The 25,604-nt window shown below is 70.4% G+C and carries 29 protein-coding genes; 17 read left to right on the top strand and 12 right to left on the bottom strand.

Annotated elements, in window-relative coordinates; all coding sequences use genetic code 11:
• Positions 1–41 precede the first annotated feature (41 nt).
• Genes cydD through fixJ form a run of 4 tightly spaced genes read left to right on the top strand, consistent with a single transcriptional unit; the run spans position 42 to position 5,463 of the window.
• Positions 42–1,685, top strand: coding sequence for a thiol reductant ABC exporter subunit CydD (gene cydD, locus I4Q42_RS00305; RefSeq protein ID WP_198574082.1), 1,644 nt, complete (start codon positions 42–44; stop codon positions 1,683–1,685).
• Complete coding sequence (locus tag I4Q42_RS00300; protein WP_198574081.1) at positions 1,682–3,337, top strand: ATP-binding cassette domain-containing protein; 1,656 nt, start codon at positions 1,682–1,684, stop codon at positions 3,335–3,337. Before cydD ends, I4Q42_RS00300 begins: the two co-directional genes overlap by 4 nt.
• A 3-nt stretch (positions 3,338–3,340) precedes the next feature.
• Entirely contained in the window at positions 3,341–4,858 is a 1,518-nt protein-coding gene (locus tag I4Q42_RS00295) for a PAS domain S-box protein (protein WP_198574080.1), read from the top strand.
• Entirely contained in the window at positions 4,855–5,463 is a 609-nt protein-coding gene (gene fixJ / locus I4Q42_RS00290; RefSeq protein WP_198574079.1) for a response regulator FixJ, read from the top strand. Before I4Q42_RS00295 ends, fixJ begins: the two co-directional genes overlap by 4 nt.
• On the opposite strand, the gene I4Q42_RS00285 is transcribed toward fixJ, so the two are convergent.
• The 3 genes from I4Q42_RS00285 to I4Q42_RS00275 are packed head-to-tail and all read right to left on the bottom strand — an operon-like array spanning position 5,460 to position 7,708.
• On the bottom strand, positions 5,460–5,792 hold the full coding sequence (locus I4Q42_RS00285) for a gamma-glutamylcyclotransferase family protein (protein WP_198574078.1): 333 nt from the start codon (positions 5,790–5,792) through the stop codon (positions 5,460–5,462). The two genes, fixJ and I4Q42_RS00285, sit on opposite strands and share 4 nt — an antisense overlap.
• Before the next feature lies 1 nt (position 5,793).
• Positions 5,794–6,495: an alpha/beta fold hydrolase gene (locus I4Q42_RS00280; RefSeq protein WP_198574077.1), complete on the bottom strand. Its 702-nt coding sequence runs from the start codon at positions 6,493–6,495 to the stop codon at positions 5,794–5,796.
• Positions 6,488–7,708, bottom strand: a complete 1,221-nt coding sequence (locus I4Q42_RS00275; protein WP_198574076.1) for an MFS transporter — start codon at positions 7,706–7,708, stop codon at positions 6,488–6,490. The genes I4Q42_RS00280 and I4Q42_RS00275 overlap by 8 nt, the downstream gene beginning before the upstream one ends.
• A gap of 76 nt (positions 7,709–7,784) precedes the next feature.
• Between I4Q42_RS00275 and I4Q42_RS00270 the strand changes: the two genes are divergently transcribed.
• Positions 7,785–8,672, top strand: a complete 888-nt coding sequence (locus I4Q42_RS00270) for a LysR family transcriptional regulator (RefSeq protein ID WP_198574075.1) — start codon at positions 7,785–7,787, stop codon at positions 8,670–8,672.
• Positions 8,673–8,681: 9 nt separating this feature from the next.
• On the opposite strand, the gene I4Q42_RS00265 is transcribed toward I4Q42_RS00270, so the two are convergent.
• From I4Q42_RS00265 to I4Q42_RS00255, 3 genes are all read right to left on the bottom strand, one after another.
• Positions 8,682–9,101, bottom strand: a complete 420-nt coding sequence (locus tag I4Q42_RS00265; protein WP_198574074.1) for a response regulator transcription factor — start codon at positions 9,099–9,101, stop codon at positions 8,682–8,684.
• Complete coding sequence (locus I4Q42_RS00260; protein WP_198574073.1) at positions 9,098–9,961, bottom strand: aldose 1-epimerase; 864 nt, start codon at positions 9,959–9,961, stop codon at positions 9,098–9,100. Before I4Q42_RS00260 ends, I4Q42_RS00265 begins: the two co-directional genes overlap by 4 nt.
• Before the next feature lie 97 nt (positions 9,962–10,058).
• Positions 10,059–10,661 (bottom strand): YitT family protein, encoded by a 603-nt coding sequence (locus I4Q42_RS00255; RefSeq protein ID WP_198574072.1) that lies wholly within the window; start codon positions 10,659–10,661, stop codon positions 10,059–10,061.
• Between the two features lie 249 nt (positions 10,662–10,910).
• Between I4Q42_RS00255 and infC the strand changes: the two genes are divergently transcribed.
• Entirely contained in the window at positions 10,911–11,432 is a 522-nt protein-coding gene (gene infC / locus I4Q42_RS00250; RefSeq protein ID WP_198574607.1) for a translation initiation factor IF-3, read from the top strand.
• A 66-nt stretch (positions 11,433–11,498) separates the two neighbouring features.
• On the top strand, positions 11,499–12,239 hold the full coding sequence (locus tag I4Q42_RS00245) for a 2OG-Fe(II) oxygenase (protein ID WP_198574071.1): 741 nt from the start codon (positions 11,499–11,501) through the stop codon (positions 12,237–12,239).
• On the opposite strand, the gene I4Q42_RS00240 is transcribed toward I4Q42_RS00245, so the two are convergent.
• Positions 12,236–13,228: a GlxA family transcriptional regulator gene (locus I4Q42_RS00240; RefSeq protein WP_198574070.1), complete on the bottom strand. Its 993-nt coding sequence runs from the start codon at positions 13,226–13,228 to the stop codon at positions 12,236–12,238. The genes I4Q42_RS00245 and I4Q42_RS00240 overlap by 4 nt on opposite strands.
• Positions 13,225–13,770 (bottom strand): isochorismatase family protein, encoded by a 546-nt coding sequence (locus I4Q42_RS00235; protein WP_198574069.1) that lies wholly within the window; start codon positions 13,768–13,770, stop codon positions 13,225–13,227. Before I4Q42_RS00235 ends, I4Q42_RS00240 begins: the two co-directional genes overlap by 4 nt.
• A 192-nt stretch (positions 13,771–13,962) precedes the next feature.
• On the opposite strand from I4Q42_RS00235, the gene I4Q42_RS00230 reads away from it, so the two are divergent.
• The 10 genes from I4Q42_RS00230 to I4Q42_RS00185 all read left to right on the top strand — a co-directional run bounded on the left by I4Q42_RS00230 (position 13,963) and on the right by I4Q42_RS00185 (position 22,617).
• Positions 13,963–14,151 (top strand): hypothetical protein, encoded by a 189-nt coding sequence (locus I4Q42_RS00230; RefSeq protein ID WP_198574068.1) that lies wholly within the window; start codon positions 13,963–13,965, stop codon positions 14,149–14,151.
• Between the two features lie 41 nt (positions 14,152–14,192).
• Positions 14,193–14,993, top strand: a complete 801-nt coding sequence (locus I4Q42_RS00225; RefSeq protein ID WP_198574067.1) for a transglutaminase-like domain-containing protein — start codon at positions 14,193–14,195, stop codon at positions 14,991–14,993.
• Between the two features lie 226 nt (positions 14,994–15,219).
• The gene (locus I4Q42_RS00220; protein WP_198574066.1) at positions 15,220–16,440 is read left to right on the top strand and encodes an MFS transporter; all 1,221 of its coding nucleotides are present in this window, start codon (positions 15,220–15,222) and stop codon (positions 16,438–16,440) included.
• Positions 16,441–16,600: 160 nt separating this feature from the next.
• Entirely contained in the window at positions 16,601–16,801 is a 201-nt protein-coding gene (rpmI, locus tag I4Q42_RS00215; protein ID WP_018061454.1) for a 50S ribosomal protein L35, read from the top strand.
• A 15-nt stretch (positions 16,802–16,816) separates the two neighbouring features.
• Positions 16,817–17,176: a 50S ribosomal protein L20 gene (gene rplT, locus I4Q42_RS00210; RefSeq protein ID WP_018061453.1), complete on the top strand. Its 360-nt coding sequence runs from the start codon at positions 16,817–16,819 to the stop codon at positions 17,174–17,176.
• Between the two features lie 123 nt (positions 17,177–17,299).
• A complete protein-coding gene (gene pheS, locus I4Q42_RS00205; protein WP_198574065.1) occupies positions 17,300–18,373 on the top strand; it encodes a phenylalanine--tRNA ligase subunit alpha in 1,074 nt (357 codons plus the stop codon).
• Positions 18,373–18,771 carry a hypothetical protein gene (locus tag I4Q42_RS00200; protein WP_198574064.1) on the top strand — a complete coding sequence of 133 codons (399 nt, stop codon included), beginning with the start codon at positions 18,373–18,375 and terminating at the stop codon, positions 18,769–18,771. Before pheS ends, I4Q42_RS00200 begins: the two co-directional genes overlap by 1 nt.
• Positions 18,768–21,206: a phenylalanine--tRNA ligase subunit beta gene (gene pheT, locus I4Q42_RS00195; protein WP_198574063.1), complete on the top strand. Its 2,439-nt coding sequence runs from the start codon at positions 18,768–18,770 to the stop codon at positions 21,204–21,206. Before I4Q42_RS00200 ends, pheT begins: the two co-directional genes overlap by 4 nt.
• Before the next feature lie 87 nt (positions 21,207–21,293).
• Positions 21,294–21,566, top strand: a complete 273-nt coding sequence (locus I4Q42_RS00190; RefSeq protein ID WP_198574062.1) for a GNAT family N-acetyltransferase — start codon at positions 21,294–21,296, stop codon at positions 21,564–21,566.
• A gap of 172 nt (positions 21,567–21,738) precedes the next feature.
• Complete coding sequence (locus I4Q42_RS00185; RefSeq protein WP_198574061.1) at positions 21,739–22,617, top strand: 3-hydroxybutyryl-CoA dehydrogenase; 879 nt, start codon at positions 21,739–21,741, stop codon at positions 22,615–22,617.
• Positions 22,618–22,713: 96 nt separating this feature from the next.
• Here the strand turns inward: I4Q42_RS00185 and I4Q42_RS00180 are convergent, their stop codons facing one another.
• From I4Q42_RS00180 to I4Q42_RS00165, 4 genes are read right to left on the bottom strand one after another with little or no spacing between them, the layout of a single operon-like run.
• A complete protein-coding gene (locus tag I4Q42_RS00180; RefSeq protein ID WP_198574060.1) occupies positions 22,714–23,094 on the bottom strand; it encodes a type II toxin-antitoxin system VapC family toxin in 381 nt (126 codons plus the stop codon).
• Entirely contained in the window at positions 23,091–23,357 is a 267-nt protein-coding gene (locus I4Q42_RS00175) for a hypothetical protein (protein WP_198574059.1), read from the bottom strand. The genes I4Q42_RS00180 and I4Q42_RS00175 overlap by 4 nt, the downstream gene beginning before the upstream one ends.
• A 36-nt stretch (positions 23,358–23,393) precedes the next feature.
• Positions 23,394–25,265 (bottom strand): ferrous iron transport protein B, encoded by a 1,872-nt coding sequence (feoB, locus tag I4Q42_RS00170; RefSeq protein WP_198574058.1) that lies wholly within the window; start codon positions 25,263–25,265, stop codon positions 23,394–23,396.
• On the bottom strand, positions 25,262–25,582 hold the full coding sequence (locus I4Q42_RS00165) for a FeoA family protein (RefSeq protein ID WP_198574057.1): 321 nt from the start codon (positions 25,580–25,582) through the stop codon (positions 25,262–25,264). The genes feoB and I4Q42_RS00165 overlap by 4 nt, the downstream gene beginning before the upstream one ends.
• Positions 25,583–25,604 lie beyond the last annotated feature (22 nt).

The following is a 25,604-nucleotide window of genomic DNA, read 5'->3' as shown; positions in this document are numbered from 1 at the left end:
CGGATCAAGGCCGCCCTCCGATGGAGCGCTAGACCCCGCTCATGACCGTCCGCACCCCCGTCGAGACCGAGATCCTCACGCTCGCGCGTCCGTGGCTGCGCGGCTTGAACAAAGTGGCCGCCGCCGATGGCCGCGCTGCGCTCGCCTGGCGCCTTGCCGACGTCGCGGGGGCGGCGGGTTTCGCCGCGGGCCTGGCCTTCGGGATCGACGCCCTGACGCGCGACCTTGCCGAGGCCCTACCCTTCCTGGCGCTCGCCCTGGTCTCGGCTCTGGTGCGCGGCGCCCTGGCGGCCCGGGCCAACCAGGCGGGCGCGCAGGCGGCCGCCCTGGCCAAGGCCCATGCCCGGCGCCAGGCCGCCGCGTCGCTGCTCGCTCCTGGCGCGCCGCGTGGAGGGGCCGCGGTCACCGCCGTCATGGACGGGGTCGAGGCGCTGGACGGCTATGTCTCGCGCTTCGCCCCCGCCCGCAGCGCCTCGGCGATCGCGCCGCTTCTGCTGATCGGCCTGACCGCGATCGCCAGCCCGGTGTGCGCGGGCATCCAGCTCTTCACCCTGCTGCCGTTCATCGTCGCCATGGCCCTGGCCGGCATGGCCGCCGCCGACGCCTCGCGCCGGCAGTTCCTGGCGCTGGAACGGCTGTCCAGCCTGTTCCTCGACCGGGTGCGGACCCTGCCGGTGGTGCTGGCCTTCCAGGCCGAAAGCCGGGTGACGGCGGGCCTCGCGCAGGCGGCCCAGGACCTTTCCAGGCGCACCCAGGCGGTGCTGCGGGTGGCGTTCTTCTCGTCGGCGGCGCTGGAGTTCTTCGCCGCCCTGTCGGTGGCGCTGGTGGCGGTCTATTGCGGCTTCAACCTGCTGCGCCTGCTGCCCTTCCCGGTTCCGGAGACCCTGGAGCTGAAGCGCGCCTTCTTCGCCCTGGTCCTGGCGCCGGAGGTCTACGCCCCGATGCGCAGGCTGGCGGCCGCCTATCACGACCGCCAGGCCGCCGAGGCCGCCGCCCTGACCCTGGCCCGCCTGCCGACGCCCGCCCCAGCCGCCGCGCCGCTCGCCCTTACGGCCGCGCCGGAGATCCGCTTCGAGGGCGTCGGCGTCGCCTATGCCGGTGGAGAGGCGGCGGTGTTCGACGGCTTCGACCTCGTTGCCCCCGCCGGTCAGATCACCGCCCTGCTCGGCCCCAGCGGCTGCGGCAAGACCACCCTGCTGAACCTGCTGACGGGCCTGGCCCCGCTGTCGGCCGGCGAGGTGCGGGTCGGGCCGGCGCGGCTGTCGGAAATCGGCGCCTTCGCCGCCGACCTGGCCTGGGCCGGGCAGTCGCCGCTGCTGCTGGCCGGCTCGCTGGCCGACAACCTCGCTTTGGCCCGGCCGGATGCCTCGCGCGCCGAGCTGGAAGCCGCCGCCCGGCGCGCCGGCCTCTCCGACCTGCTCGACCGTCGCGGCGGCCTGGACGCGCCGATCGATGAGCGCGGCGGCGGGCTGTCGGGCGGCGAACGCAGGCGGCTGGGCATCGCCCGCGCCCTGCTCAAGCCCGCCCCGATCCTGCTGCTTGACGAGCCCACCGCCGATCTCGACGCCGCCGCCGAGGCCGCGATGATCGCCGCCCTCCGCATGGCCGCCGCCGGCCGCACGACCCTGATCGCCACCCACTCCGAAGCCCTGGCCGCCGTCGCCGACAAGGTGGTGAGGTTGTGAGCGCGCTGTCGAAACTCATCGCCGAGCAGCGCCGCCGCCAGGTCCGGCCGCTGATCCTGGCCGCCATCTGCGCCGCCGTGGTCGGGGCCGGATCGACGATTCTGCTGGGCCTGTCGGGCTGGTTCATCACCGGCGCGGCCCTGGCCGGCGTCGCTGGCCTGACCACGGCCCAGGCCTTCAACGTGCTGCTGCCCAGCGCCACGATCCGCCTGCTGGCCATCCTGCGCACCGGTGCCCGCTACGGCGAGCGGCTGCAAGGCCACGCCGCGGCGCTGGACGCCCTGGCCGCCATCCGCCCGCGGCTGTTCGCATCGCTCGCCGCCGCCCCGCCGCGCGAGGCCTTGGCCATCGCCCGAGGCGACGCCGCCGCCCGGCTGGTGCAGGACGTCGACGCCGTCGAGACCCGTTTCGTGCGGCTGTCCGCGCCTTGGGGCGCCGGGGCCGGGATCGGCGCGGCGGTGCTGCTGGCGGCCCTGGCCGGCCCTGGCCCGGCGATCGCCATCGCGCTGGCCGTCGCCCTGCACCTCGTCCTGGCCCGTCTCCTGACCCGCAAGCTCAGCGCGCCCGCTGGCGCCACGATCCAGGCCGCGGCCGGCGACCTCAAGTCGGCCCTGGCCGCCTTCGCCGCCGCCGCGCCCGAGCTCAAGGTCTATGGCGCGCAAGGCCCGGCCCTCGACCGCATCGCCCAACTGGGCGGTGAACTCGACGCCCTGAAGGTCCGCGCCGTGCGGGCGCAGGGCGTGCTGGCCCTGTCGGAAGGCGCGCTGACCGGCCTGACCGTCGCCGCCGTCCTGGCCCTGGCCGCCCCGGCCTCCGCGCCGCTGGCCGCGCTCGCCGCCCTGGCGGCCGTGATGGCCATCGAGGCCGCCGCCCCCATCGCCCGCGCCTTCGACCAGGACGGCGCCGCCGAGGCCGCCGGCGAGCGGCTGGACGTCCTGCTGCGCCATACGCCCGAGGCCGCGTCACACCGCGAGACGCCGACGCGCCCGGCCCTGCGCCTGCTCGGCCAGGACCTCGCTCCTGGCGCCCGCCTGGCCCTGGTCGGCCCCACCGGCTGCGGCAAGACCACCCGGCTGGAGCAATTGCTGGGCCTGCGCGGCGCGCCCGCCGACGCCTTCGCCCTCGACGGCCAGGACGGGTCGGACCTGTCGCCCGCCGCTCTGCGCGCGGCCTTCGCCTACGCCCCGCAGGACGCCGCCCTGCTGGCCGGCACGGTGCGCGAGAACCTGCAGCTGGCCGCGCCCCAGGCCGACGACGAGACCCTGTGGGCCGCCCTCGACGACGCCGCCTTGGCCGACCGCGTCCGCGCCCTGCCCCAGGGCCTCGACACCTGGCTCGGGGAGGCCGGCGAGCGGCTGTCGGGCGGCGAGCGCCGGCGGCTGTCCCTGGCCCGCGCCCTGCTGCGCGACGCGCCCTGGCTGCTGCTCGACGAGCCGACCGAGGGCCTGGACCCGACCACCGAAGCCCGCGTCGTCGCCAGGCTCGACGCCCGCCTGCGCGCCACCGGCCAGGGCCTGGTGCTGGTTAGCCACCGCCCGGCCCCTCTGACCCTCTGCCAGCGGACAATCGCGGTCGAGACGCTGTCGCCGGCCGCCGGGTCGGCTATAAGCCGGGCCATGACCACACCCGTGATCACAACGGCGACGCCCTAGACCATGGCCTCGGCCCCGCGCCCGCCCGCGCCGCTGTACAGCGAGCTTCGCCCCGGCGTCTTCCTGGCCGCCGCCGGCATGGTGGCCGCCTGCGCCCTGCTCTATTTCACCCTGCCCAGCCGCTACGCCGCCCCGGCCACCTTCCTGTTGTTCGTGCCGTCGGTGCTGGTCAGCGCCGCCCTCGGCGGACTGATCCCGGGCCTGACGGCCACCGTGCTGGCCTCGGCCATGGTCTGGTTCCTGACCTTTTCGCCCCAGCCCGACCAGGCGACAGCGGTGTCGAGCCTGGTGTTCCTGATGATCGGGGTGGGCATGTCGATCGGCGGCGGCTGGTTCCACGCCGCCCGCCGGCGGATGGCCGACATCACCAACCACCTGCGCTCGGTGCTCGACACCGTGCCCGACGCCGTGGTGGTGATCGATCCGGGCGGGATCATGACCTCGTTCAGCCCGGCCGCCGAGCGGCTGTTCGGCTGGGTCGCCCACGAGGTGATCGGCAAGAACGTCAGCATGCTGATGCCCGAACCGCACCAGAGCGCCCACGACGCCTATCTGGAGCGCTACGAGCGCACCGGCGACAAGCGGGTGATCGGCATCGGCCGGGTGGTCACCGGCCTGCGCCGCGACGGCACGACCTTTCCGATGGAGCTGGCGGTCGGCGAGACCAAGGGCCCCAACCGCGCCTATACCGGCTTCATCCGCGACCTGACCGAGCGCCACGCCACCGAGGCCCGCCTGCACGAGCTGCAGGGCGAGCTGGTTCACGTCTCGCGGCTGACGGCCATGGGCGAGATGGCCACCACCCTGGCCCACGAGCTGAACCAGCCGCTGTCGGCCATCGCCAACCTGCTGACCGGTTCGCGCCGGCTGATGGACCGCGGCCGTCCCGAGGACCAGGCCAAGGTGCGCGACGCCATCGATCGCGCCTCCGACCAGGCGCTGCGGGCCGGCGACGTCATCCACCGGATGCGCGAGTTCGTCCGCCGCGGCGCCACCGAGCGCGACATCGAGAGCCTGGCGGAACTGGTCGACGACGCCCGGGCCCTGGCCCTGATCGGCGTTCGCGAAGGCCAGGCCGAGGTGGTCGTCGCCCTGGATCCGGCCTGCGCCTTCGTGTTCGCCGACCGGGTGCAGATCCAGCAGGTGCTGGTCAACCTGATGCGCAACGCCGTCGAGGCCATGGACGGCCAGCCCGTCCGCCGCCTCTCCGTCACCAGCCGCCGGCAGGACGACGGCGTCGTCGAGGTGGCGGTGGCCGACACCGGGGCCGGCGTCGACGACGACTTCCGCGCCCGCCTGTTCGAACCGTTCATGACCACCAAGGCCGAGGGCATGGGGGTGGGGCTGTCGATCTCGCGCTCGATCGTCGAGGCCCATGGCGGCCGCATCTGGGCCGACGCCAATCCCGGCGGCGGCACCATCTTCCGCTTCACCCTGCCGCCCGCCCCCGCCGCGTTCGTCGCCGAACACGCTGCCGGGGAGCCCGCCGCCGAAGAGACCGACCAGGAGACCGCCCGATGAGCGACGCCGTTGTGCACGTGGTCGACGACGACGCCGACGCCCGCGACTCCCTGGCCTTCCTGCTGGAGACCGCCGACTTCCAGGTGAAGACCTACGCCAGCGCCCCCGACTTCCTGGCCGCCCTGCCCTCCGTCGCGCCGGGCTGCCTGATCACCGACGTGCGCATGCCCGACATGACCGGCCAGGAGTTGGTCAAGCGGCTGAAGGCCGAAGGCTCGGCCCTGCCGGTGGTGATGATCACCGGACACGGCGACATCCCCATGGCCGTCGAGGCCATGCGCGACGGGGTCGTGGACTTCATCGAGAAGCCGTTCTCCGAGGCGCGCATCCTGGCGGCCCTGAAGCGCGCCCTGGCCAGCGTCGCGCCCGTCCAGCCGGCCGTCAGCGACGACCAGGCCGAGATCCTGGCCCGCATCGAGACCCTGTCGGAGCGCGAGCGCCAGGTGCTCGACGGCGTCGTCGCCGGCCAGCCCAACAAGATCATCGCCCGCGATCTGGGCATCAGCCCCCGCACCGTCGAAATCTACCGCGCCAAGCTGATGAGTAAGATGCACGCCGACAACCTGGCCGCCCTGGTGCGGATGACGCTGTCGGTGAAGGGCTAACCGGCCAGCACGTAGATCCAGGCTTCGACCGCGCCGTCGTCGGTCGTCACCGTAGCCAATGCCCGGCGATAGCCCTCGCCTTCGAAGGCGTCGAGACGGGGCCAGTGGGCGGGCAGGTCGTCAGAACTCAAGATCTGCACCGGCACGGCGACGCCGGAAGGGTCTAGCACCAGGCCCGGAAAGCCGAGATCCGCGCCCCAGCCCTGGGCGACCAGCCGTCCGAAGACGACACCCGGCCGCCACGCCCCGGCGAGCTCGGCCAGATGATGGTGGTTCGGCTTGCCGGGTGCGAGCGAGCCGTAGACGGCCAGGCGGTTGGGGTCGCTCATCTCAGGCCTCCGCCAGCCAGGCGCGCAGCAATTCGTTCGTCTCCGCCGGCCGCTCCATGGCCGGCAGGTGGCCGCAGTCGGCGAGGATGTGCAGGGTCGATCCGGTGATCCCGTTGTGGATCGCCTGGGACTCGGCCGGCGGCGTCAGCCGGTCGGCGTCGCCCACCGCCACCAGGGTTGGAACCTTGATGTCGGCCAGGCCCGGACGCGAGTCCGGACGGCCCAGGATCGCCCGCTGCTGGCGCAGGAAGGCCTCGCCGCCGACCCGACCGGCCATGGCCTTGACCTCTCCGGCCAGGGGTTCGGTCAGCCGGGAGGGGTGCAGCAACTGCGGCATCATCTGCTGGGTGACGCCCAGGAACCGGCCGACCGACAGGGCCGCCATGGCCCGACGACGCTGCTCGGCGCGCTCGGGGCTGTCGGGGGCGGCGCTGGTGGCGAACAGGGCGAGGCGCGTGACGCGCTCGGGGGCCTGGCGCAGGATCTCGAAGGCGACGTAGCCGCCCATCGACAGGCCGCCCAGGGCGAAGCGCTCCGGCGCGGCGGCCAGCACGCGCTGGGCCATGGCCGCGACGCTGTCGTCGAGGGTCAGGTCGGCAACGAGCGTGTCTGCAACGTCGTGCAGGTCCAGCACCTGCTCGCGCCACAGGCGGGCGTCGCACAGCAGGCCGGGCAGGAGAACCAAGGGCGTGCGATCAAGCAAGACGAGGCTCCTTCAGGCGCAAAGCCAGGACGGCGGCGGCCAGGGCCAGGACGGCGGTGAAGCCCGCCACCGCCGGCCAGCCGCCCAGACGCCAGAACGCGCCGCCGGCCGAACCGGCCAGGCTGGAGCCGACATAATAGAACAGCAGGTACAGCGCCGCCGCCTGTCCTTTCGCGCGGCCCGCCAGGGCGCCGACCCAGCCGCTGGCCACGGCGTGGGCGACGAAGAAGCCGATGGTCACCAGGGCCACGCCGACCACGATCGACGGCAGGCTGGCCGGCAGGGTCAGCAACACGCCAGCCAGCATGATCGCCAGGCCCCAGGCCACCAGGGTCCGCCGCCCCCAGCGGTCGGCCAGCCTGCCCGCCGTCGAGGAGGCGACCATGCCGAAGGCGTAGACCAGGAAGATCAGGCTGGTCTGGCCCTGACTCAGGCCGTACGGCGGCGCCTCCAGCCGGAAGCCGGCATAGTTGAAGATCGTCACGAACACACCGGTCAGGCAGAAGGCCACCGCGAACAGGGCCATCAGGCGCCGATCGGCCAGGGCCTCGCCCCAGGCGGCGGCCTGGGCCTGGCGGTCCCGCGCCGGGGTTGGCTGGAAGTTTCGCGAGCGCGGCAGCAGCAGGAAGAAGGCGGCCGCCGCCAGCAGGTCCAGGATCCCGATGGTCGCCATGGCCGAGCGCCACGAGCCGATCTCGACCAGCAGCCCCATGCCGACGCGACCGGCCATGCCGCCGAAGGCCGTGCCGGCCACGTAGAGGCCCATGGCCGCGCCCAGGTCGCGCGGCTCCATCTCCTCGCCGACATAGGCCATGGCCACGGCCGGCACGCCGCCCAGCAGGAAGCCCTCGGCCGCCCGCGCCAGCAGCAGCAGCGGCCAGGACGGGGCGAAGGCGGCGGCGAGGTTCAGCAGGGCCGCGAGACTCATGGAGGCGAACATCAGCCCCTTGCGCCCCAGCCCCTGCGACGCCGCCCCGGCCAGCAGGATGGCCACGGCCAGGGCCCCGGTGGTCAGCGACAGGGCCAGCGAGCTCTGGGCCGGGGTCAGGGAAAAGTCGCGGGCGAAGGTCCGCAACAGGGGCTGCACGCAATAGAGCAGGCTGAAGGTCGAGAAGCCGCCCAGGAACAGGGCCAGGGACATGCGCCGGAACCGCGCCGTGCCGGCGGCGATGCGCGGCGGGGCCAAGGCCACGGAAGGATCGAGAGCGGTCATGGCCGCCGGTCTAGGCCTCGGCCCGCCCATAGTCCAATATATGGAGAAGGCTTTCTTGATCGCTTTTGGAGATGGCATGGAGCTGCGCCACATCCGCTACTTCCTGGCCGTGGCCGAGGAGCGCAACTTCACCCGCGCCGCCGCCAGGGTCGGCATCGGCCAGCCGCCGCTGAGCCAGCAGATCAAGGACCTGGAAACCGAGCTCGGCGTGCAGCTGTTCCGCCGCCTGCCCGGCGGCGCCGAACTGACCGAGGCCGGCAAGGCCTTCCACGCCGCCGTCCGCACCCTGCCGGACCAGGCCGGCGCGGCGGCGGTGCTGGCCCAGCGGGCGGCGCGGGGCGAGACGGGCGTCCTGCGGCTGGGCTTCACCGGCTCGGCCAGCCTGCACCCCGTCGTCTCGTCGGCCGTGCGGGCCTATCGCCGCCTCTATCCGGAGGTCGAGCTGTCCCTGACCGAGAGCAACAGCACCCACCTCTCCGACCACCTGGCCGACGGAGCCCTGGACGCGGCCTTCCTGCGGCCCGGCTCGGTGAGCCTGGAAGGCCTGGCGGTGCATGACCTGGTCGACGAGCCGATGATCGCCGTGCTGCCGGCCGGCCATCCGGCGGCGGCTTCGGATCCGGTGGACCTGTCGCTGCTGCGCGGCGAGCCCTTGATCATGACCCCGCGCGAGCTTGGCCCGACGGTGCACGACGCGGCGCTGGAGGCCTTCCGCGCCAGCGGCGTCGAGCCGGTACTGGGCCAGCCGGCCCCGCAGATGGCCTCGGTGATCGTGCTGGTCGCCGCCGAACTCGGCGTCTCGATCGTGCCGGCCTCGATGCGCCAGCTGGCCGTCGAGGGCGTGGCCTATCGCGAGATCGCCGGCCAGACCCCCGTGGCGCGGCTGAGCCTGGCGAGCGCCAAGACGCCGAGCCCGGCGCTGCGCAACTTCATCCAGGTGATGCGGCCGAGTTTTCGGGGGTGATGAGAGGCCCTAGGCCCCCACCACCTTGCGCACCTGAAGGCTCAGGGCGTCGGTGATCAGCGGCTTGTGGATCACGCCGGCCCACAGCGCGTCGGCGGCGGAGAGGTCGACCGGACCGTCGGCCAGCAGCACGGCCGGGGTGCGCACGCCCTTGCCGCGCAGGGCGGCCAGCGCCAGGAAATCGACGTCCAGCACCAGGCAGTCGGCGGCGATCAGGTCGGTCAGCGGCGCCTGGGCCACGCCGGCGAAGGCGCGGATCCAGTAACCCTCGGTCTCCAGGGCGAAGGCCAGGGCCTCGCGCAGGGCCGTATCGGCTTCGACGACGACCACCAGCGGACGGGCGGGCGATGGAACGCTCATCGCGTCATTCAGGCCCGCCTCGGGCCAGCGCGCCTTGATCGCGCGCAAATCCAGCAGGTCGGCGATCATGCGATCTTCAGGGTCATCCAGACGGCGGTCTTCTCGCCCGGAGCCAGGGCGACGATGCCCGTCTCGCCTTCACCGAACGGATCGGGACGGCTGGCGGTCGGCTCGACGCAGACGAAATCGGCGCCCGGCGGCGAATAGACATGCGCCCAATGGCAGTTGTCGGACGCCTCGATCACCGTCGAGGCTCCGCCCGGCGCCGACAGCACGGCCTTGCCGCCGAAACCGGTCCAGCAGTTGTCGATCAAGGTGTCGGTCGCCGCGAGCGCGCCGGCCGCCCAGTCGCGCATCCACGGCCCGTCCTTGGCGATGTCGTGACGCACGGTGGGCAGGACGTCGGCGTCGACCATCCAGACGCCGTCGGCGTCCAGGGTCAGGGTCTCGCCCGGGCGGGCCGCGAAATAGGGGTGCAGGCCCAGGCCAGCCGGCATCACCTCGGTCCCGGTGTTGGTCACCGACAGCTCGACCCGCAGCCCCTCGTCGGACAGCACGAAGATCTGCTCGGCGCGATAGGCCCAGGGCCAGTCCGAGGGGGCGTGGTCGTAGGTCAGGACGGCGCGGGTGTCCGACAGGCCGGTGACGGTCCAGGCCGCCCGCCAGCCCTGGCCGTGCAGCGCGTGCGGATGGCCGGCGAGGTTCGGAGCCAGGACGACGTCGCGGCCCTCGAACGAAAAGCGGCCGTTCGGGATGCGGTTGCAGAACGGGACCAGCGGGAAGCAGCCGACGTCCAGGGCGTCGGTCGTTCCTTCCGGCGCCCTGCGCAGCACGTCGCGGCCGTCGACCACGAAGCGGCCGATCGAGCCGCCCACCTGCGGCAGCAGTTCGACGCGGGCGCGGGCGGTCGCCAGGACGGGACGTGTCATCGGGAACCCATTGTTATGTTAGCGCTAACTGGCTCAGCTCGGGCCGTCATATGCCAGTTCGGTCCCCGCTCGGCCAGGGGCGTCGAACAGGCCGCGTTCAGTAACCGGCGTAGCGGCCGGGCTTGTGGTTGGCGATGATCACGACGCTGAGCGCCACCGCCGACAGGATCGACAGCAAGAGCTTGTCGAAGCTGACCACCATGAAGGCCGCGCCCACCACCAGGACGTCGGTGGCCATCTGCACCTTGCCGGCGCTGATCCCGTGCTTTTCCTGCAGCCACAGGCCCAGCACCCCGATGCCGCCGACCGACGAGCGGTGGCGGGCCAGGGCCAGGATGCCCATGCCGATGATGGTGCCGCCGAACACCGCCGCGAAGATCGGATTGACGCCCTGCAAGGTCAGCCAGTGCGGCAGGGCCAGGGTCAGCACGGTCAGCAGGACGTTGGTGGCCAGGGTCTTGAGCATGAACACCCAGCCCAGGGCGCGCTGGGCGAAGACGTAGAACGGCAGATTCAGCAGGAAGAACACCACCCCCACCGGCCAGCCGCCCAGGTAGGATATGATCAGGGCGATCCCGGCGATGCCGCCCGTCACCAGGCCGGCGGCCTTCAGCAGGGTCAGGCCCACGGCGATGAAGCTGGTTCCGATCAGCAGGGCGTGCACGTCCTCGATGAACGTGTGGCGCGGAACGGCGGACATGGCGGAGGAGGCGGCGGTCAAGGCAGGGGCGAGTCGCGTCTGGAGGATGGGAAAACGCCCCTTCGTCCCGTTCGCGTTCCCGTCCCGCCGCTCCTTTCACCGCTTATCGGCGGTCGTGGAACGGTCTTGTCGCGGCGAGCGCTTGATAGCGCCCGTGTCTGGCGTCATATATCATCTGAACGCGACGCCCCATGGGCGCCGCGCGAAATCCTCTACAACAATTCCGGAGCCGCCCCTATTCGCCGTCCCATGCAAGCGCCGCCCGTCAAGGATGGACCGCGTATCAACGATGAAATTCGCGTCCCCCGCGTTCTGCTGATCGACCAAAACGGCGAGAAGCAGGGCGAGATGCCGACCGCGTCCGCCATGGAAGCGGCCGAAGAGGCTGGGCTGGACCTGGTGGAAATCGTTCCGAACGCGAACCCGCCCGTCTGCAAGATCCTGGACTATGGCAAGTTCAAGTTCCAGGAACAGAAGAAGAAGAACGAGGCCCGCAAGCGTCAGAAGGTGGTCGAGCTCAAGGAGATCAAACTCCGCCCGAACATCGACATCCACGACTACGAGGTGAAGGCGAAAGCCATGCACCGCTTCTTCGAGGAAGGCGACAAGGTCAAGGTCACCCTGCGCTTCCGCGGTCGTGAAATGGCTCACCCGGAACTCGGCATGAAGCTGCTGCTCAAGGTCAAGGCCGACTTCGAGGAAGTCGCCAAGGTCGAATACGAGCCGCGCATGGAAGGCCGCCAGATGATCATGATCCTGGCGCCCCGCTAAGCTTCCGCTCTATCTTCGAAGACGCCCCGGTGAGAGCCGGGGCGTTTTTCGTTTCCGGTCACCTCGATGTCCCAGCACGCCGCCAAGCAAGCCCCCCTCTCCCTGGATCCCGGCCTGACGCCCAAGGCGTGGCGCGAGGCCTTCGCCGTCAACGGTCGGCTGCACGTGCCGGGGATCCTGACCGCCGACTCGGCCGCGCGGCTGCACGCGGGCCTGGCGCTCGACACCCCGTGGAGCGGGGTGGTCGGGATCGGGACCAAGCTGTGGACCCTGCCGCTCGACGGCCCCGGCGCCCTGTCGGAGGCCGACGATCTGGCCCTCGACCGCCAGGTGGCCGAGGAAACCCGCAACGGCTTCGGCTTTCGCTTCGACAATTTCCGGGTCAGCGACGAGATCGAGGCCGGCCGCCGCGAAGGCCGGCTGGTCGAGGCCGCCTACGACCTGCTGAACGGCGCTGCGTTCCTGGACTTCGTGCGCGACCTGACCGGCGACGACCGACCCGCCTATTGCGACAGCCAGGCCACCCGCTATCGCCCCGGCCATTTCCTGACCGAGCACGACGACCACGCCGACGGCAAGAACCGCCTCTACGCCTACGTCCTGAACCTGACGCCCAACTGGCGGGCCGACTGGGGCGGCTTGCTGCTGTTCCTCGACGGCGACGGCCACGTGGCCGAGGGCTACACGCCCAGTTTCAACGCCCTCAACATCTTCCGCGTGCCGCAGAAGCACGCCGTGACCTATGTGACGCCGCACGCCGCGGCGCCGCGCCTGTCGCTCACCGGCTGGATCCGCTCGAAACGCTAGATCGACGCCCGCGCCGCCTTGGGCGGGGTGGCGTGATGCCGGCTCCAGACCCGGCGCAGCTGACGGGTCGAGGTGAAGCCGGCCCGTTCGGCGACGCTTTCCATGTCCAGGCGCGTGGATCCCAGCATTTCGCTGGCCAAGGCCAGGCGCAGGCGGTTGACGTAGTCGGTCAGGCTCATGCCGGCATGGGCGTTGAACAGCCGCGACAGGTGGCGCGGACTGGCGGCGGCCAGATCGGCCAGCACCTCCAGGCTCCAGTCGTGGGTCTGATCGGCGGTGATGGCGTCCTGCACCCGGTGCACCGCCGGATGGACGTGGTTGCGCCCCTCCAGCCACGGCGACAGCTGCGGGTCGGCCGGACCGCGGCGCAGATAGACCACCATCTGCCGGGCGATGAACACCGCCAGGGCCGGGCCGCGCAGCCGGGCGACCAGGTGCAGCATCAAATCCACGCCCGAGGTGACGCCGGCGCTGGTCAGGCGCTCGCCGTCCTCGACGAACAGCCGGTCCTCCAGCACCCGGGCGCTGGGGGCGATCCGGGCCAGTTCCTCGGTGCAGGCGTGATGGGTGGTGCAGGCCTTGCCGGCCAGCAGACCCGCCCGCGCCGCCAGCAGGCTGCCCGAGCAGATGCAGGCCAGGGTCACGCCTGGCCGCACCGCCCGCGCCAGCCAGCCGACAATGGCGGCTTCGTCCTCTGCGTCCTGACCGGAAGCCGAGGCGCCGCCCAGCACCTGGTCGACATTGCCCGAGACTACGACCAGCGCCCCGTCCGGCAGGGCGTCCGGCAGGGGCTGGAGCCCTGCCAGCGCCAGTCCGATAGAGCTGTCGATCATCGGCCGGGCGGCGACATAGGTCACGACAAAGCCCGGCGCGCCCGGCTCCAGCGCCGCCCGCCGCAGCACCTCCAGCGGTCCGGCGACGTCGAGCAGCAGGGTGCGCGGCGGCAGGACGACAAAGACGGGGATGACGGCGGGCGGCGTCTCGGTCATGCGGCTTCAAGGGCCTCCTCGACGGTTGCGATGCGGGCGAAGCGTTCGTGCAGGACGAGCTCGGTGCGCACCTTGATCTCGTCGACAGTGAACACCCGGCCATGGCGGTCGGTCATGTCGAAGGTCAGGGTGGCCTCGGTGACGTAGTCGACGGCGAAGCCGAGGTCGGAGGCATGGCGGGTCGTCGTTTCGCAGCACTGCTCGGTGCGGATGCCGCTGACGATGATCTTGCCGATGCGGTTGCGGATCAGCCAGACCAGCAGCCCCGTGCCGGCCAGGGCGCTGTGGGCGGGCTTGTGGAAGACGACGTCAGGCGTAAGCGACAACCCCTCGACCGTGCGCACATGGCCCGAGGCCAGGCTGAACAGCCCTTCGGCCTCGACATGCAGGATCTGCACGACCGGCAGGCCTCGGGCCTTCGCCCCGTCGATCAGCGCCTGCTGGCGCTCCAGATAGACGCCGGCCACGGCCGGGTCCCACGAGGCGCGCTGGCGGAAGGAGTCCTGGGCGTCGACGACGATCAAGGCAGTGGCGGCGGACATTTTTCGTAGCTCCGTGGCGATGAGGATGCCGCAAGCTATCGACGCCGTTCAAGGCGGATAAGGAAGGCGCCGGACGAAGAACGGACAGAAAAAGACATCCCTTGCGCTCAAGCTCGCAATCGGCGCCGTTCGTCCCTATATAAAGGACCGTGAAGCCCGCCGTGGACTTTGCCTTCGGCGAGGAGCTTCCCAATGCGTCATCCCCTTCGTGCGCCCGAATACCGCGCCCTGGCCGCCGCCTCGCTGGAAGCCGCCGGCGCGTGCGCCCTGCCGCACGTGCAGGCCAAGCACGAGCACGCCGCCCGCACCTGGACCGAACTGGCCGACGCCGAAGACGCCCGCCTGGCCTCGCGGGCTCGAATGACGCTCTCGGGCGTTTAGCGACGCCAGCCCTTCGCTCCAGCCCCCCGGACCCCCGCGCGATGCGTCTCTCGATCGACTGCCGCCTGCGCTACGAGGTGCGGACCCCGACCAGCTTCATCCTGGCGATCCAGGCCGCCGACGGCGCCGACCAGACGGTGGACGATGAGACCATCCTGCTGCCGCCCGGCGTGGCGGCCGACTTCTTCGTCGACGCCTTCGCCGGCAACCGCTTCGTCCGCTTCGTCGCCCAGCCCGGGCCGCTCGACATCGTCTATACGGCCCAGGTCGATCGCCGGGGGATCGTCGACCAGCGCGGCTTTATCGGCGGGGCGGTGATCAACGACCTGCCGGTCTCGGTGCTGCCCTATCTGAACCCCAGCCGCTATTGCCCGTCCGACCGGCTGACCCCCTTCGCCCGCCAGACCTTCGGCGCGCGCCCGCAGGGCCTGGGCCAGGTGCAGGCGATCGCCGACTGGATCGCCGCCTCGATCACCTACCAGGCCGGCGTGAGCAGCGACGTCACCTCGGCCATCGACACCCTGGTCGACCGGGCCGGGGTCTGCCGCGACTTCGCCCACATCGGCGTCGCCCTCTGCCGGGCCCTCGACATCCCCGCCCGCTTCGTCTCCTGCTACGCCTTCGACCTTTCGCCGCCCGACTTCCATGCGGTGTTTCAGGTCTATCTGGACGGCGCCTGGCGCACCTTCGACGCCACCCGCCGCGCGCCGCTGGCCGGCCTCGTCCCCATCGGCTTTGGCCGCGACGCCGCCGACGTGCCCTTCGCCGCGTCCTTCGGCGACGCGCGGTTCGAGGCCAAGTCCATCCTGGTGACGCGGGTGGACAACACCCCCGCTTCTTGAGCTTCCGCCTCTCTACAGAAGTCATCGCCCGCTTCATGCGGGCGACCCAAGCTGACCTGACCCCATCCTGAGATGTCGCTTGGGTCGCCCGAACAAGTCGGGCGATGACCTCCAAGAGGAGGAACCCGCCCCCTCTCCGCGACGATCGTCCGCACCCGGAAACTGAAATTTCAGGTCGCTTTATCCGCCCAGCGGGCGTAGAGGAGCCGCCTCGAAGGTTCCCGTCATGTCCACGCTCGTCGCCCCGGTTGCCGCATCGGCGCCCGTCCATAGCTCCCGCGCCCTCTACGTCCTGCTGCTGGTGGTGTTCATCAATCTGGTCGGCTTCGGCTTGGTGATCCCGCTGCTGCCCTTCTACGCCAAGGCGCTGAACGCCAGCCCCTGGCAGGTGACGGCGCTGTTCTCGGCCTATTCGCTGGGCCAGTTCCTGGCCGAGCCGTTCTGGGGACGCCTGTCGGACCGCATCGGCCGGCGGCCGGTGCTGATCGTCACCATCCTGGCCAACACCCTGTCCTATGTGGCCCTGGCCTTCGCCCCGACCATCTTCGCGGCCTTCGCCATCCGCTTCTTCAGCGGGGCTGCCAGCGGCAACATCTCGACGATCCAGGGCTACATGGCCGACGTCACCCCGCCCGACAAACGGGCCGGGCGCATGGGCCTGCTGGGCAGCGCCTTCGGGGCCGGCTTCGTGGTCGGCCCGGCTCTGGGCGGCCTGCTGGCCCACCCGGACGCCGGCCGCATCGGCTTCCAGATCCCGCTGTTCGTGGCCGCGGGCCTGGCGGCGGCGGCCTCGCTGGGCGTCTTCCTGTTCGTTGTCGAGAGCCGCGCCCCGCGCAAGAACGCCCCGCCACCGCCGCCCCGGCGCGAGGCGCTGAAGGCCGCCTTCGCCCATCCGGTGCTGTCGCGGGTGCTGATGGTCACATTCGTCTCCACCGCCGCCTTCTCAGGCATGGAGGCGATCTTCGGCCTGTGGACCGCGTCGCGCTTCGATTGGGGTCCCCAGCAGGTGGGGCTGTGCTTCGCCGTGATCGGCGTCGTGGCCTCGCTGGGCCAGGGCGTGCTGACCGGACGCCTGGCGCGCCGATTCGGCGAGCCCAAGGTGCTGACGACCGGCCTGGCGATCATCTGCTTTTCGATGGCCATCACCCCGTTCACCCCCAGCGCCGCCTTCGTGCCGCTGTTCGTGGGCCTGACCGCCTTCGGCCAGTCGCTGGTCTTCCCCTGCATCGCCGCCCTGATCTCGCGCGCCACCCCGCCCGACCAGCAGGGCGCGATGCTGGGCCTCAACATGGCCGGCGGCTCGCTGGCTAGGATGAGCGGCCCGATGATCGCCGGCCCGCTGTTCGGCGTCGCCGTCGGCGGACCCTACTGGTTCGGGGCCCTGCTGACCGTGCCGGCCATCGCCCTGGCCGTCACCGTGGGCCGCCGCGCCAAGGCCGCACCCTGATGAAATTCGTGGCTGGGGACTAAGAGTCCGCCAGCACTTGCTTTTCACCCGGGGTTCCCGTATTCACCCCGCCTTTCCGGAACCGCCTGGCCAGTTTGGCATGCCATGGCGGTTCGTCTCGCTATCCAGAGGACGGGGCCGTTAAACGCTCCGACGCGAAATGCCTAAGTTGAAGACGAAGTCGGGCGCCAAAAAGCGCTTCAAGATCACCGCCACGGGCAAGCTGAAGGCCGGCGTCGCCGGCAAGCGCCACCGCCTGATCGGCCACAACGGCAAGTACATCCGCCAAAACCGCGGAACGAAGGTGATGAGCGAGGCTGACGCCAAGACCATCCGTTCGTACCTGCCCTACGGCCTTTAAGAGGAGCGCTGACACATGGCTCGCGTTAAACGTGGCGTCACCGCCCACGCCAAGCACAAGAAGGTTCTTGAACAGGCGAAGGGCTTCTACGGCCGCCGCAAGAACACCATCCGTACGGCCAAGGCCGCGGTCGACAAGGCCGGCCAGTACGCCTACCGCGACCGCAAGGTGCGCAAGCGCGCCTTCCGTTCGCTGTGGATCCAGCGCATCAACGCCGGCGCCCGCACCGAGGGCTTCACCTACTCGCAATTCATCCATGGCCTGGATGTCGCGGGTATCGTGATCGACCGTAAGGTCCTCTCGGACATCGCCGGCAACGACCCGGTCGCGTTCAAGGCCATCGCGGACAAGGTTCGCGCCGCCCTGGCCGCCTAAGATCCTTTTCGGGTTCCGACCCGAAGTTCGATCTGAAGAGCCCTCCGGTGCGAACCGGAGGGCTTTTTGCTGCGCGTTATCCGGTTCCACCGGACGTCAAAACCGCCTAGACGGAACCCCGTCATGACCGATCTTTCCATTCTAGAAGCCGACGTGCTGGCGCAGGTCGCCGCCGCCGCCGATCTCGCCGCCCTCGACGCCGTGCGGGTCGCCAACCTGGGCAAGACCGGAGCGATCTCCGGCCTGCTCAAGACCCTGGGCGCCATGAGCCCCGACGAGCGCAAGACGCAAGGCGCGGCGATCAACGCCCTGCGCGACCGCGTGCAGTCGGCGATCACCGAGAAGAAGGCCGCCCTGGAGACGGCCGAACTCGACGCGCGCCTGGCCCGCGAGACCCTCGACCTCACCCTGCCCGGCCCCTATCGCCGCAAGGGCAGCGTCCACCCAACGATGCAGACCATGGACGAGATCGTCTCGATCTTCGCCGAGATGGGCTTCGCCGTGGCCGAAGGTCCGGACATCGAAGACGACTTCCACAACTTCACGGCCCTGAACTTCCCCGAGAAGCACCCGGCCCGCGAGATGCACGACACCTTCTTCTTCAATCGCAAGGAAGACGGCGAGCGCATGCTGCTGCGCACGCACACCAGCCCCGTGCAGGTGCGCACCATGGTCAGCGATAAGCCGCCGATCCGCATCATCGCGCCGGGCCGCACCTATCGCGTCGACAACGACGCCACCCACACGCCGGTGTTCCACCAGGTCGAGGGGCTGGTGATCGACAAGGGCATCCACATGGGCCACCTGAAGTGGACCCTGGAAACTTTCCTGGCGCGGTTCTTCGAGACCGACGCGGTGACCACCCAGTTCCGCCCGCACCACTTCCCGTTCACCGAGCCCTCGGCCGAGATGGACGTTCAGTGCGACCGCTCGGGCGGCGAGATCAAGATCGGCCAGGGCACGTCGTGGCTCGAGATCCTGGGCTGCGGCATGGTTCATCCGAACGTGCTGCGCGCCTGCGGCATCGATCCGGACGAGTACCAGGGCTTCGCCTTCGGTGTCGGCGTCGATCGCCTGGGCATGCTGAAGTACGGCATGCCGGACCTGCGCGACATGTGGTCGTCCGACAGCCGCTGGCTGGCCCACTACGGCTTCTCGGGCTTCGCCGCGCCGAATCCGGCTTCGGGGCTGAGCTGATGACCCAGACCTTCCAAGCCGGCGGCCGCCCTGGCCGCACGCCGACCGACGCCTTCGCCAAGACCTTCGAGAACGTCGACGTCTCGCTGTTCGACCTCTATCGCGCGCACCTGCAGAAGGGGCAGACGGTCATCGAGGGCCGCACCTTCCGCAACTGCCGCCTGGAAGGCCCGGTGGTCCTGCTGGTCCTCGGCGGCGTCGACTTCGACGCCACCGACTTCGGCTACACCGGCGGCGACATCCGCAACATCGTACTGCGCCCGGCCTCCCCCACGACGGTGGTCGGCGCGGTGCCCTTCAAGGATTGCTCCTTCATCGACTGCCAGTTCTACATGGTCGGTTTCACCGGCCCCGATAGCTTCCTGCAGCAGATCCTGGCGCTGGACACCCCGAAATGAAGTTCACCCTTTCCTGGCTTAAAGATCACCTCGACACCGAAGCGACTGCCGCCGAGGTGGTCGCCGCCATGACCATGGCCGGCCTCGAGGTCGAGCACGTCACCGACCCGGCCGCCAAGCTGGCCGCCTTCAGCGTCGCCAAGATCGTCGAGGCCGTTCAGCACCCCAACGCCGACCGCCTGCGCGTCTGCCAGGTCGACACGATCGACGGCCGCAAGGAGATCGTCTGCGGCGCGCCCAACGCTCGCGCGGGCTTGACCACCGTCTACGCCCCGATCGGCGCCTATGTGCCCGGCCTGGGCGTCACCCTGGTCGAGAAGCCGGTGCGCGGCGTCGTCTCCAACGGCATGCTGTGCTCGGGCTCCGAACTGGAAGCCGACGACGGCTCCGAGGGCATCCTGGAACTGTCCAGCGACCTGGCCGTCGGTACGCCGGCCGCCGTCGCGCTGGGCCTGGAAGCCGTCATCGACTTCGAGGTCACGCCCAACCGTCCCGACTGGCTGGGCGTGGCGGGCATCGCCCGCGATCTGGCCGCCGCCGGCGTGGGCAAGCTGAAGGACCTGTCTATCGCGCCGGTCGCCGGAACCTTCCCCTGCCCGATCACGATCGACGTCGACGGCGAGGCCTGCCCGGTGTTCGCCGGCCGGCTGATCAAGGGCGTGAAGAACGGCCCCTCGCCGCAGTGGCTGCAGGATCGCCTGAAGGCCATCGGCATCAATCCGAAGTCGGCCCTGGTCGATATCACCAACTACATCTCCTACGACCGCGCGCGGCCGCTGCACGTCTATGACGCGGCCCTGCTGTCGGGGACCAAGATCGAAACGCGCCTGGGCCGCCACGGCCTGAACGGCGACGAGCACCTGATCGCGCTCGACGGCAAGACCTACGAGCTGACCCCGTCGATGTGCGTCATCGCCGATGCCGGCGGCGAACGCCCGATCGGCCTGGGCGGCGTCATGGGCGGCGAGAGCACGGGCTGCTCGGAAGCCACCGTCGACGTCTTCGTCGAAAGCGCCTGGTTCGAACCGATCCGCATCGCCCAGACCGGCCGCGAGACCGGCATCGCCAGCGACGCCCAGTACCGCTTCGCCCGCACGGTCGACACCGGCTCGGTCGTTCCTGGGTTGGAACTGGCGAGCAAGCTGATCCTGGAGCTGTGCGGCGGCGAGGCCTCGGAGATCGTGGTCGCCGGCGAGGCGCCCGCCCTGCCCGGCCCGATCCTGTTCGACCCGGCCTATGTGCAGGGCCTGTCGGGCCTGGAGATCGCGCCGGAAAAGAGCCTGGCGATCCTGCAGGCCCTGGGCTTCAAGGTAGAGCCGCCCAAGGACGTCTCGACCGCCGAGTTCGCCACCCACGCCGAGAGCGTGGTCTGCGTGACGCCGCCCAGCTTCCGCCGCGACGTTTACGGCAAGGCCGACCTGGTGGAGGAAGTCGCCCGCATCGCCGGCTACGGCGCCCTGCCCTCGACGCCCCTGCCGGAAGTCGCCCGCCCCTCCGGCGGCGTGCTGACCGCCCGCCAGGCCCGCGCCCGGATCGCCCGTCGCGCCCTGGCCGCGGCCGGTTACGCCGAGGCCGTGACCTGGAGCTTCACCAGCCGCTCGACCGCCGTGCTGTTCGGCGGCGGCGCCGACGCCCTGGTGCTGGCCAATCCGATCGCCTCGGAACTGGACTGCATGCGTCCGTCGATCCTGCCCAACCTGATCGAGGCGGCTGGCCGCAACGCCCGCAAGGGCTTCCCGGACGCCGCCCTGTTCGAGGTCGGTCCGGTGTTCCTGGGCGACGGTCCCAAGGACCAGCGCACGACCGTGGCCGCCATCCTGGCGCCGCGCCCGCCGCGCGCCTGGGACAAGGCCGCCGCCGACGACGTCTTCACCGCCAAGGCCGACCTGCTGGCCCTGCTGGAGGAACTGGGCGCGCCCGTCGCCTCGCTGCAGACCGCCCAAGGCTCGGCCTCGTCCTGGTGGCATCCGGGCCGCTCGGCCCGCCTGCAGCTAGGCCCCAAGGCGGTGATGGCCGAGTTCGGCGAGATTCACCCGGCCGTGCTGAAGGCCCTGGACGTCGCCGGCCCGGTCTACGGTTTCGAGATCACCCTCGAAGCCATCCCCGAGCCCAAGAAGAAGGCCGTGAAGACCAAGCCGGCCTTCAGCCCCTCGGCCCTAATGCCGCTGACCCGCGACTTCGCCTTCGTCGCCGACAAGGCCAAGGCGGCCGGCGACCTGGTCAAGGCCGCGGTCGGCGCCGACAAGGCCCTGATCGCCTCGGCCCGCGTCTTCGACGTCTACGAAGGCCCCGGCGTGCCGGACGGCTTCAAGTCGGTGGCCATCGAGGTGCTGGTCCAGCCGCGCGAAGCCACCCTGGCCGAGGCCGAGATCGAGGCCCTGTCGGCCAAGGTCGTCGCCGCGGTCGAGAAGGCGGGCGGCAAGCTGCGCGCCTGAGCTTGATCGTTCAAGCTTAGAGGCCATGTGAGGGGCGAAGGTGATGCTGCGGTGCATCCACCTTCGCCCCTTTCGCGTTTCAGGCCCATGAGCGACGACCTCTTCAGCCACAACCCCGCCAAGAGCCGCTATGAGCTGGAGGTCGACGGCCTGATCGCCTTCGCCGACTACCAGCGCAGCGGCCATCGCCTGGTCATCCCGCACGTGGAGGCCGATCCGGCCCTTCGCGGCACCGGCGCGGCGGGCCGGCTGATGGTCAAGGTGGCCGAGGTCGCCCGGGCCGAGGGCATGCGGATCACCCCGCTCTGCTCCTACGCCGCCGCCTGGCTGCGGCGGAACGACCCCGAATTGATCGCCTGATCCCTTCCGACAGGCGGATAATCCAGGATCATCGCGGCGCTGGCCAAGGGGCCGAGGTTTGCGGCGCAGCAAAGCCCTTGGCGGGCGTGCGGTTCCTCGTGCTAGAACTTCGCGGACGGTCAAGCGCGCCCTGCCGGGAGCTGCGCGACCGTGAGCGAAGGCTTGGATTTTCATGGTTGATATCAAGACGGTCGGCGTAATCGGCGCCGGTCAGATGGGTTCGGGCATCGCCCATGTTTGCGCCCTGGCGGGCTATGACGTCCGCCTGCACGACGTCTCGCGCGAGCGCATCGACGCGGGCCTGGCCCTGATCGAAAAGAACCTGGCCCGCCAGGTCAGCCGCAATATCATTGAACAAGATGCGGCCGACGCCGCCCTGGCCCGCATCTCGGCCGCCGAGGCCATCGAGGCCATCGGCCAGACCGACCTGGCCATCGAGGCCGCCACCGAGAACGAAGAGCTGAAGAAGGCCATCTTCCGGGGCCTGCAGCCGCACCTGAAGCCCGAGACCCTGCTGGCCTCGAACACCTCGTCGATCTCGATCACGCGCCTGGCCTCGGCCACCGACCGTCCCGAGCGGTTCATCGGCCTGCACTTCATGAACCCCGTCCCGCTGATGAAGCTGGTCGAGATCATCCGCGGCATCGCCACCGACGTGCCGACCTACGAGACGGCCGTGACCTTCGCCAAGTCGCTGGGCAAGATCACCAGCAACGCCGAGGACTTCCCCGCCTTCATCGTCAACCGCGTGCTGGTGCCGATGATCAACGAGGCGATCTACACGCTGTACGAAGGGGTCGGCACCGTCGACGCCATCGACACCGCCATGAAGCTGGGCGCCAACCATCCGATGGGCCCGCTGGAGCTGGGCGACTTCATCGGCCTGGACACCGTGCTGAGCATCATGAACGTGCTCTACGAAGGCCTGGCCGACAGCAAGTACCGCCCCTGCCCGCTGCTGGTGAAGTATGTCGAGGCCGGCTGGCTGGGCAAGAAGACCGGCCGCGGCTTCTACGACTACCGCGGCGAGGTCCCGGTCCCGACGCGCTGAGCGCGCCAGGGTTAGGTGTATGCGGCTAACCCGCCCGAGCGCGCTCTAAGCATTTGAATCTAGAGCTTGCTGATCAGCAAGCTCTAGGCGCGTCGGTTACCAGAGGAGCGGGACATCGTAGGCGGACAGGGCGCGGTCACAGGTCACGAGACGCGCGTCCTCGTCCATTGCCTGCTGGACGAGAATGCGATCCCAAGGATCGCGATGATGGAGCGGCAGCTTCGCCGCGGCTGATGCGTGCGCCGCTCCTATGGGCAGCCAAGTAAATCCTGTCGCCAGCACCGCGTCGTAGAGCGCCTCTGGGATCGCGGCGAGAGTCGCGTCGCGATGACGCTTGATCTCGATCTCATAAGCGCTCGCAGCGCTTACCAGCACGACGCTCGACTTGTCGCCGATGGCGTCCAGCGCCGCGCGCGAAAGCGCCTCGGGCTTCGCCAGCCACCAGATGACGGCGTGGGTGTCGAGAAGCAGCTTCACTCTTGGACGGGAAAGATCGGCCCGTGGGCAGCCTCTTCCAGTTCAGGATCAGGACGCAGGAACAGGTAGGGATCCTCCAGAGGACCGTACTTCGCCCAGGCCCCGGGCACGCGCCGCGGTCGCTCGTTGGCGTCCTGCTTGGCGATGCTAAGCGCCACCACGTCCTGACCGTCCTGCGTCAGCAAGACCTCCTCGCCCGCCTTCACATGGGCAACGAGTTCGGCCAATGGCGTCTCACTTGCGATGTCGACCCGGATCGTCATGGGCGAAGCCTAACACGGCCTCGCCCGCGCGACGACTCACCCCGCCCCGAGCGCCACGGCCACGTGGTAGACGATGAAGGCCGCCAGATAGGCCAGGCTGACCATGTAGACGAACATCACCGTCGGCCAGATCCAGCTGTTGGTCTCGCGCTTGACCACGCCCAGGGTGGGCATGCACTGCGGCGCGAAGACGTACCAGGCCAGGAAGGCGAGGGCCGTGGCCAGCGACCACTGGCTGTTCAGGGTGGCCGACAGGGCGTCGGTGGAGCCGTCGGCCCCGCCCACGGCGTAGACCGTGCCCAGCGCCGCCACGGCGACTTCGCGGGCCGCCATGCCGGGGATCAGGGCCACGGTCATCTGCCAGTTGAAGCCGATGGGATGCATGATGGGGGCCAGGAAATGGCCCAGGCGTCCGGCGATGCTGTAGTCGATGGCCGGCCCCGTCGCGCCTTCCGGCGGATAGGGGAAGGTCGACAGCACCCAGACCAGCACCATCAGCGGCATGATGATGCGGCCGGCGCGGTTCAGGAAGATCTTGGCGCGGGTCCAGAGGTTGAGCAGCAGGTTGCGCGGCTCGGGCCAGCGATAGGTCGGCAGCTCCATCATGAACGGCTCGACCGTGCCCCGCCAGAAGATGCGGCGGATGATGAACGACACCAGGAGCGCGAAGATGATGCCCGCGGCGTAGAGGCCGAACATCACCAGGCCCTGCAGCGACAGGCCGTGGACCGTGGTCCGCGGGATGAAGGCGCCGATGATCAGGGTGTAGACCGGGATCCGCGCCGAACAGGTCATCAGCGGGGCCACCAGGATGGTGGTCAGGCGGTCCTGCTTGTTGTCGATCACCCGCGTGGACATGATCCCCGGGATCGCGCAGGCGAAGCTCGACAGCAGCGGGATGAAGGCCCGGCCGTGCAGGCCCGCCCCGCCCATGATCTTGTCCATCAGGAAGGCCGCGCGGGTCATGTAGCCGCTGTCTTCCAGCAGCAGGATGAAGAAGAACAGGATCAGGATCGGCGGCAGGAACACCAGCACGCTGCCGACGCCGGCGATCAGGCCGTCGGCGATGAAGCTGGAAAGCAGCCCCTCGGGCAGGTGGGCGGTGACGAAGGCGCCGAACGCGGCGAAGCCGCCGTCGATGGCGTCGGCCGGGATTGTCGCCCAGGTGAACACCGCCTGGAACATCACGAACAGCAGGGTGAACAGGATCGCCAGGCCCGCCACCGGATGCAGCAGCACCGAGTCGATCTTGCCGGTCACCGTGTCGGGCCGCTCGGGCGGGCGCACGCAGGTCTTGAAGATGCGCTGGGCCTCGGCGTGGGCGGCGCGGATCTCGGCCGCGTTCGGCTCGCGCCAGCTGTTGTCGCCGGCGCCCGAATGGGTGAACGTCAGGGTGTCGACCTGGGTCAGCAGCTCGTCCAGGCCGCGCTTGCGGGTGGCCACCGTGGTGACGATCGGCGCGCCAATCTCGCGGCCCAGCTGCTCGAGGTCGATCCGCAGGCCCTGGCGCTGGGCGATGTCGAACATGTTGAGGGCCAGAACGAACGGCCGGCCCACCTGCTTCAGCTCCAGCACCAGGCGCAGCACCAGGCGCAGGTTGGTGGCGTCGGCCACGCAGATCAGCACGTCGGGCGCGGTCTCGCCGGCCAGGCGGCCCAGCACGGCGTCGCGGGTCACGACCTCGTCGGGGCTGCGGGCGCGCAAGCTGTAGGTGCCCGGCAGGTCGAGCACGCTGACGCTGCGGCCGCCCGGCGTGACCAGCTGGCCTTCCTTGCGCTCGACGGTGACGCCGGCATAGTTGGCCACCTTCTGGCGCGCCCCGGTCAGGGCGTTGAACAGGGCGGTCTTGCCGGAATTCGGATTGCCGACCAGCGCGACGCGCGCGGGACGGATGGCGGTGTCGGTCAAAGCGTCTTTCCGTCGAACTGAACGGTCACGGCGCGCGCCTCGCGGCGGCGCAGGGCCACGCGGGTGTCGTCCACCCGCACGGCGATGGGATCACGGCCGAAGAGGCCTTCCTGCAGGATCTCGATGCGGGCGCCCTCGACGAAGCCCATCTCCAGCAGGCGGCGCTCCAGCTCCTCGGCGGCCACGGCCTCGGGCGCGCCGGTCTCGCCGCGCACGGCCACGATCACCCCCTTGTCGCCCCGCCCGGCGGTGCTCAAGGCGCGGATCGACGCGTCGGAAGCGACAGGCGTGTCGGCGGTCAGGACGGCGTCGGACATGCGAAGGCCTCGCGGCGAAAAG

The organism is Caulobacter hibisci (assembly GCF_016135805.1).
Lineage (GTDB): Bacteria > Pseudomonadota > Alphaproteobacteria > Caulobacterales > Caulobacteraceae > Caulobacter > Caulobacter hibisci.
Note: the sequence above shows the minus strand (reverse complement) of the source record. Positions and strands in the feature narration are given on the sequence as shown.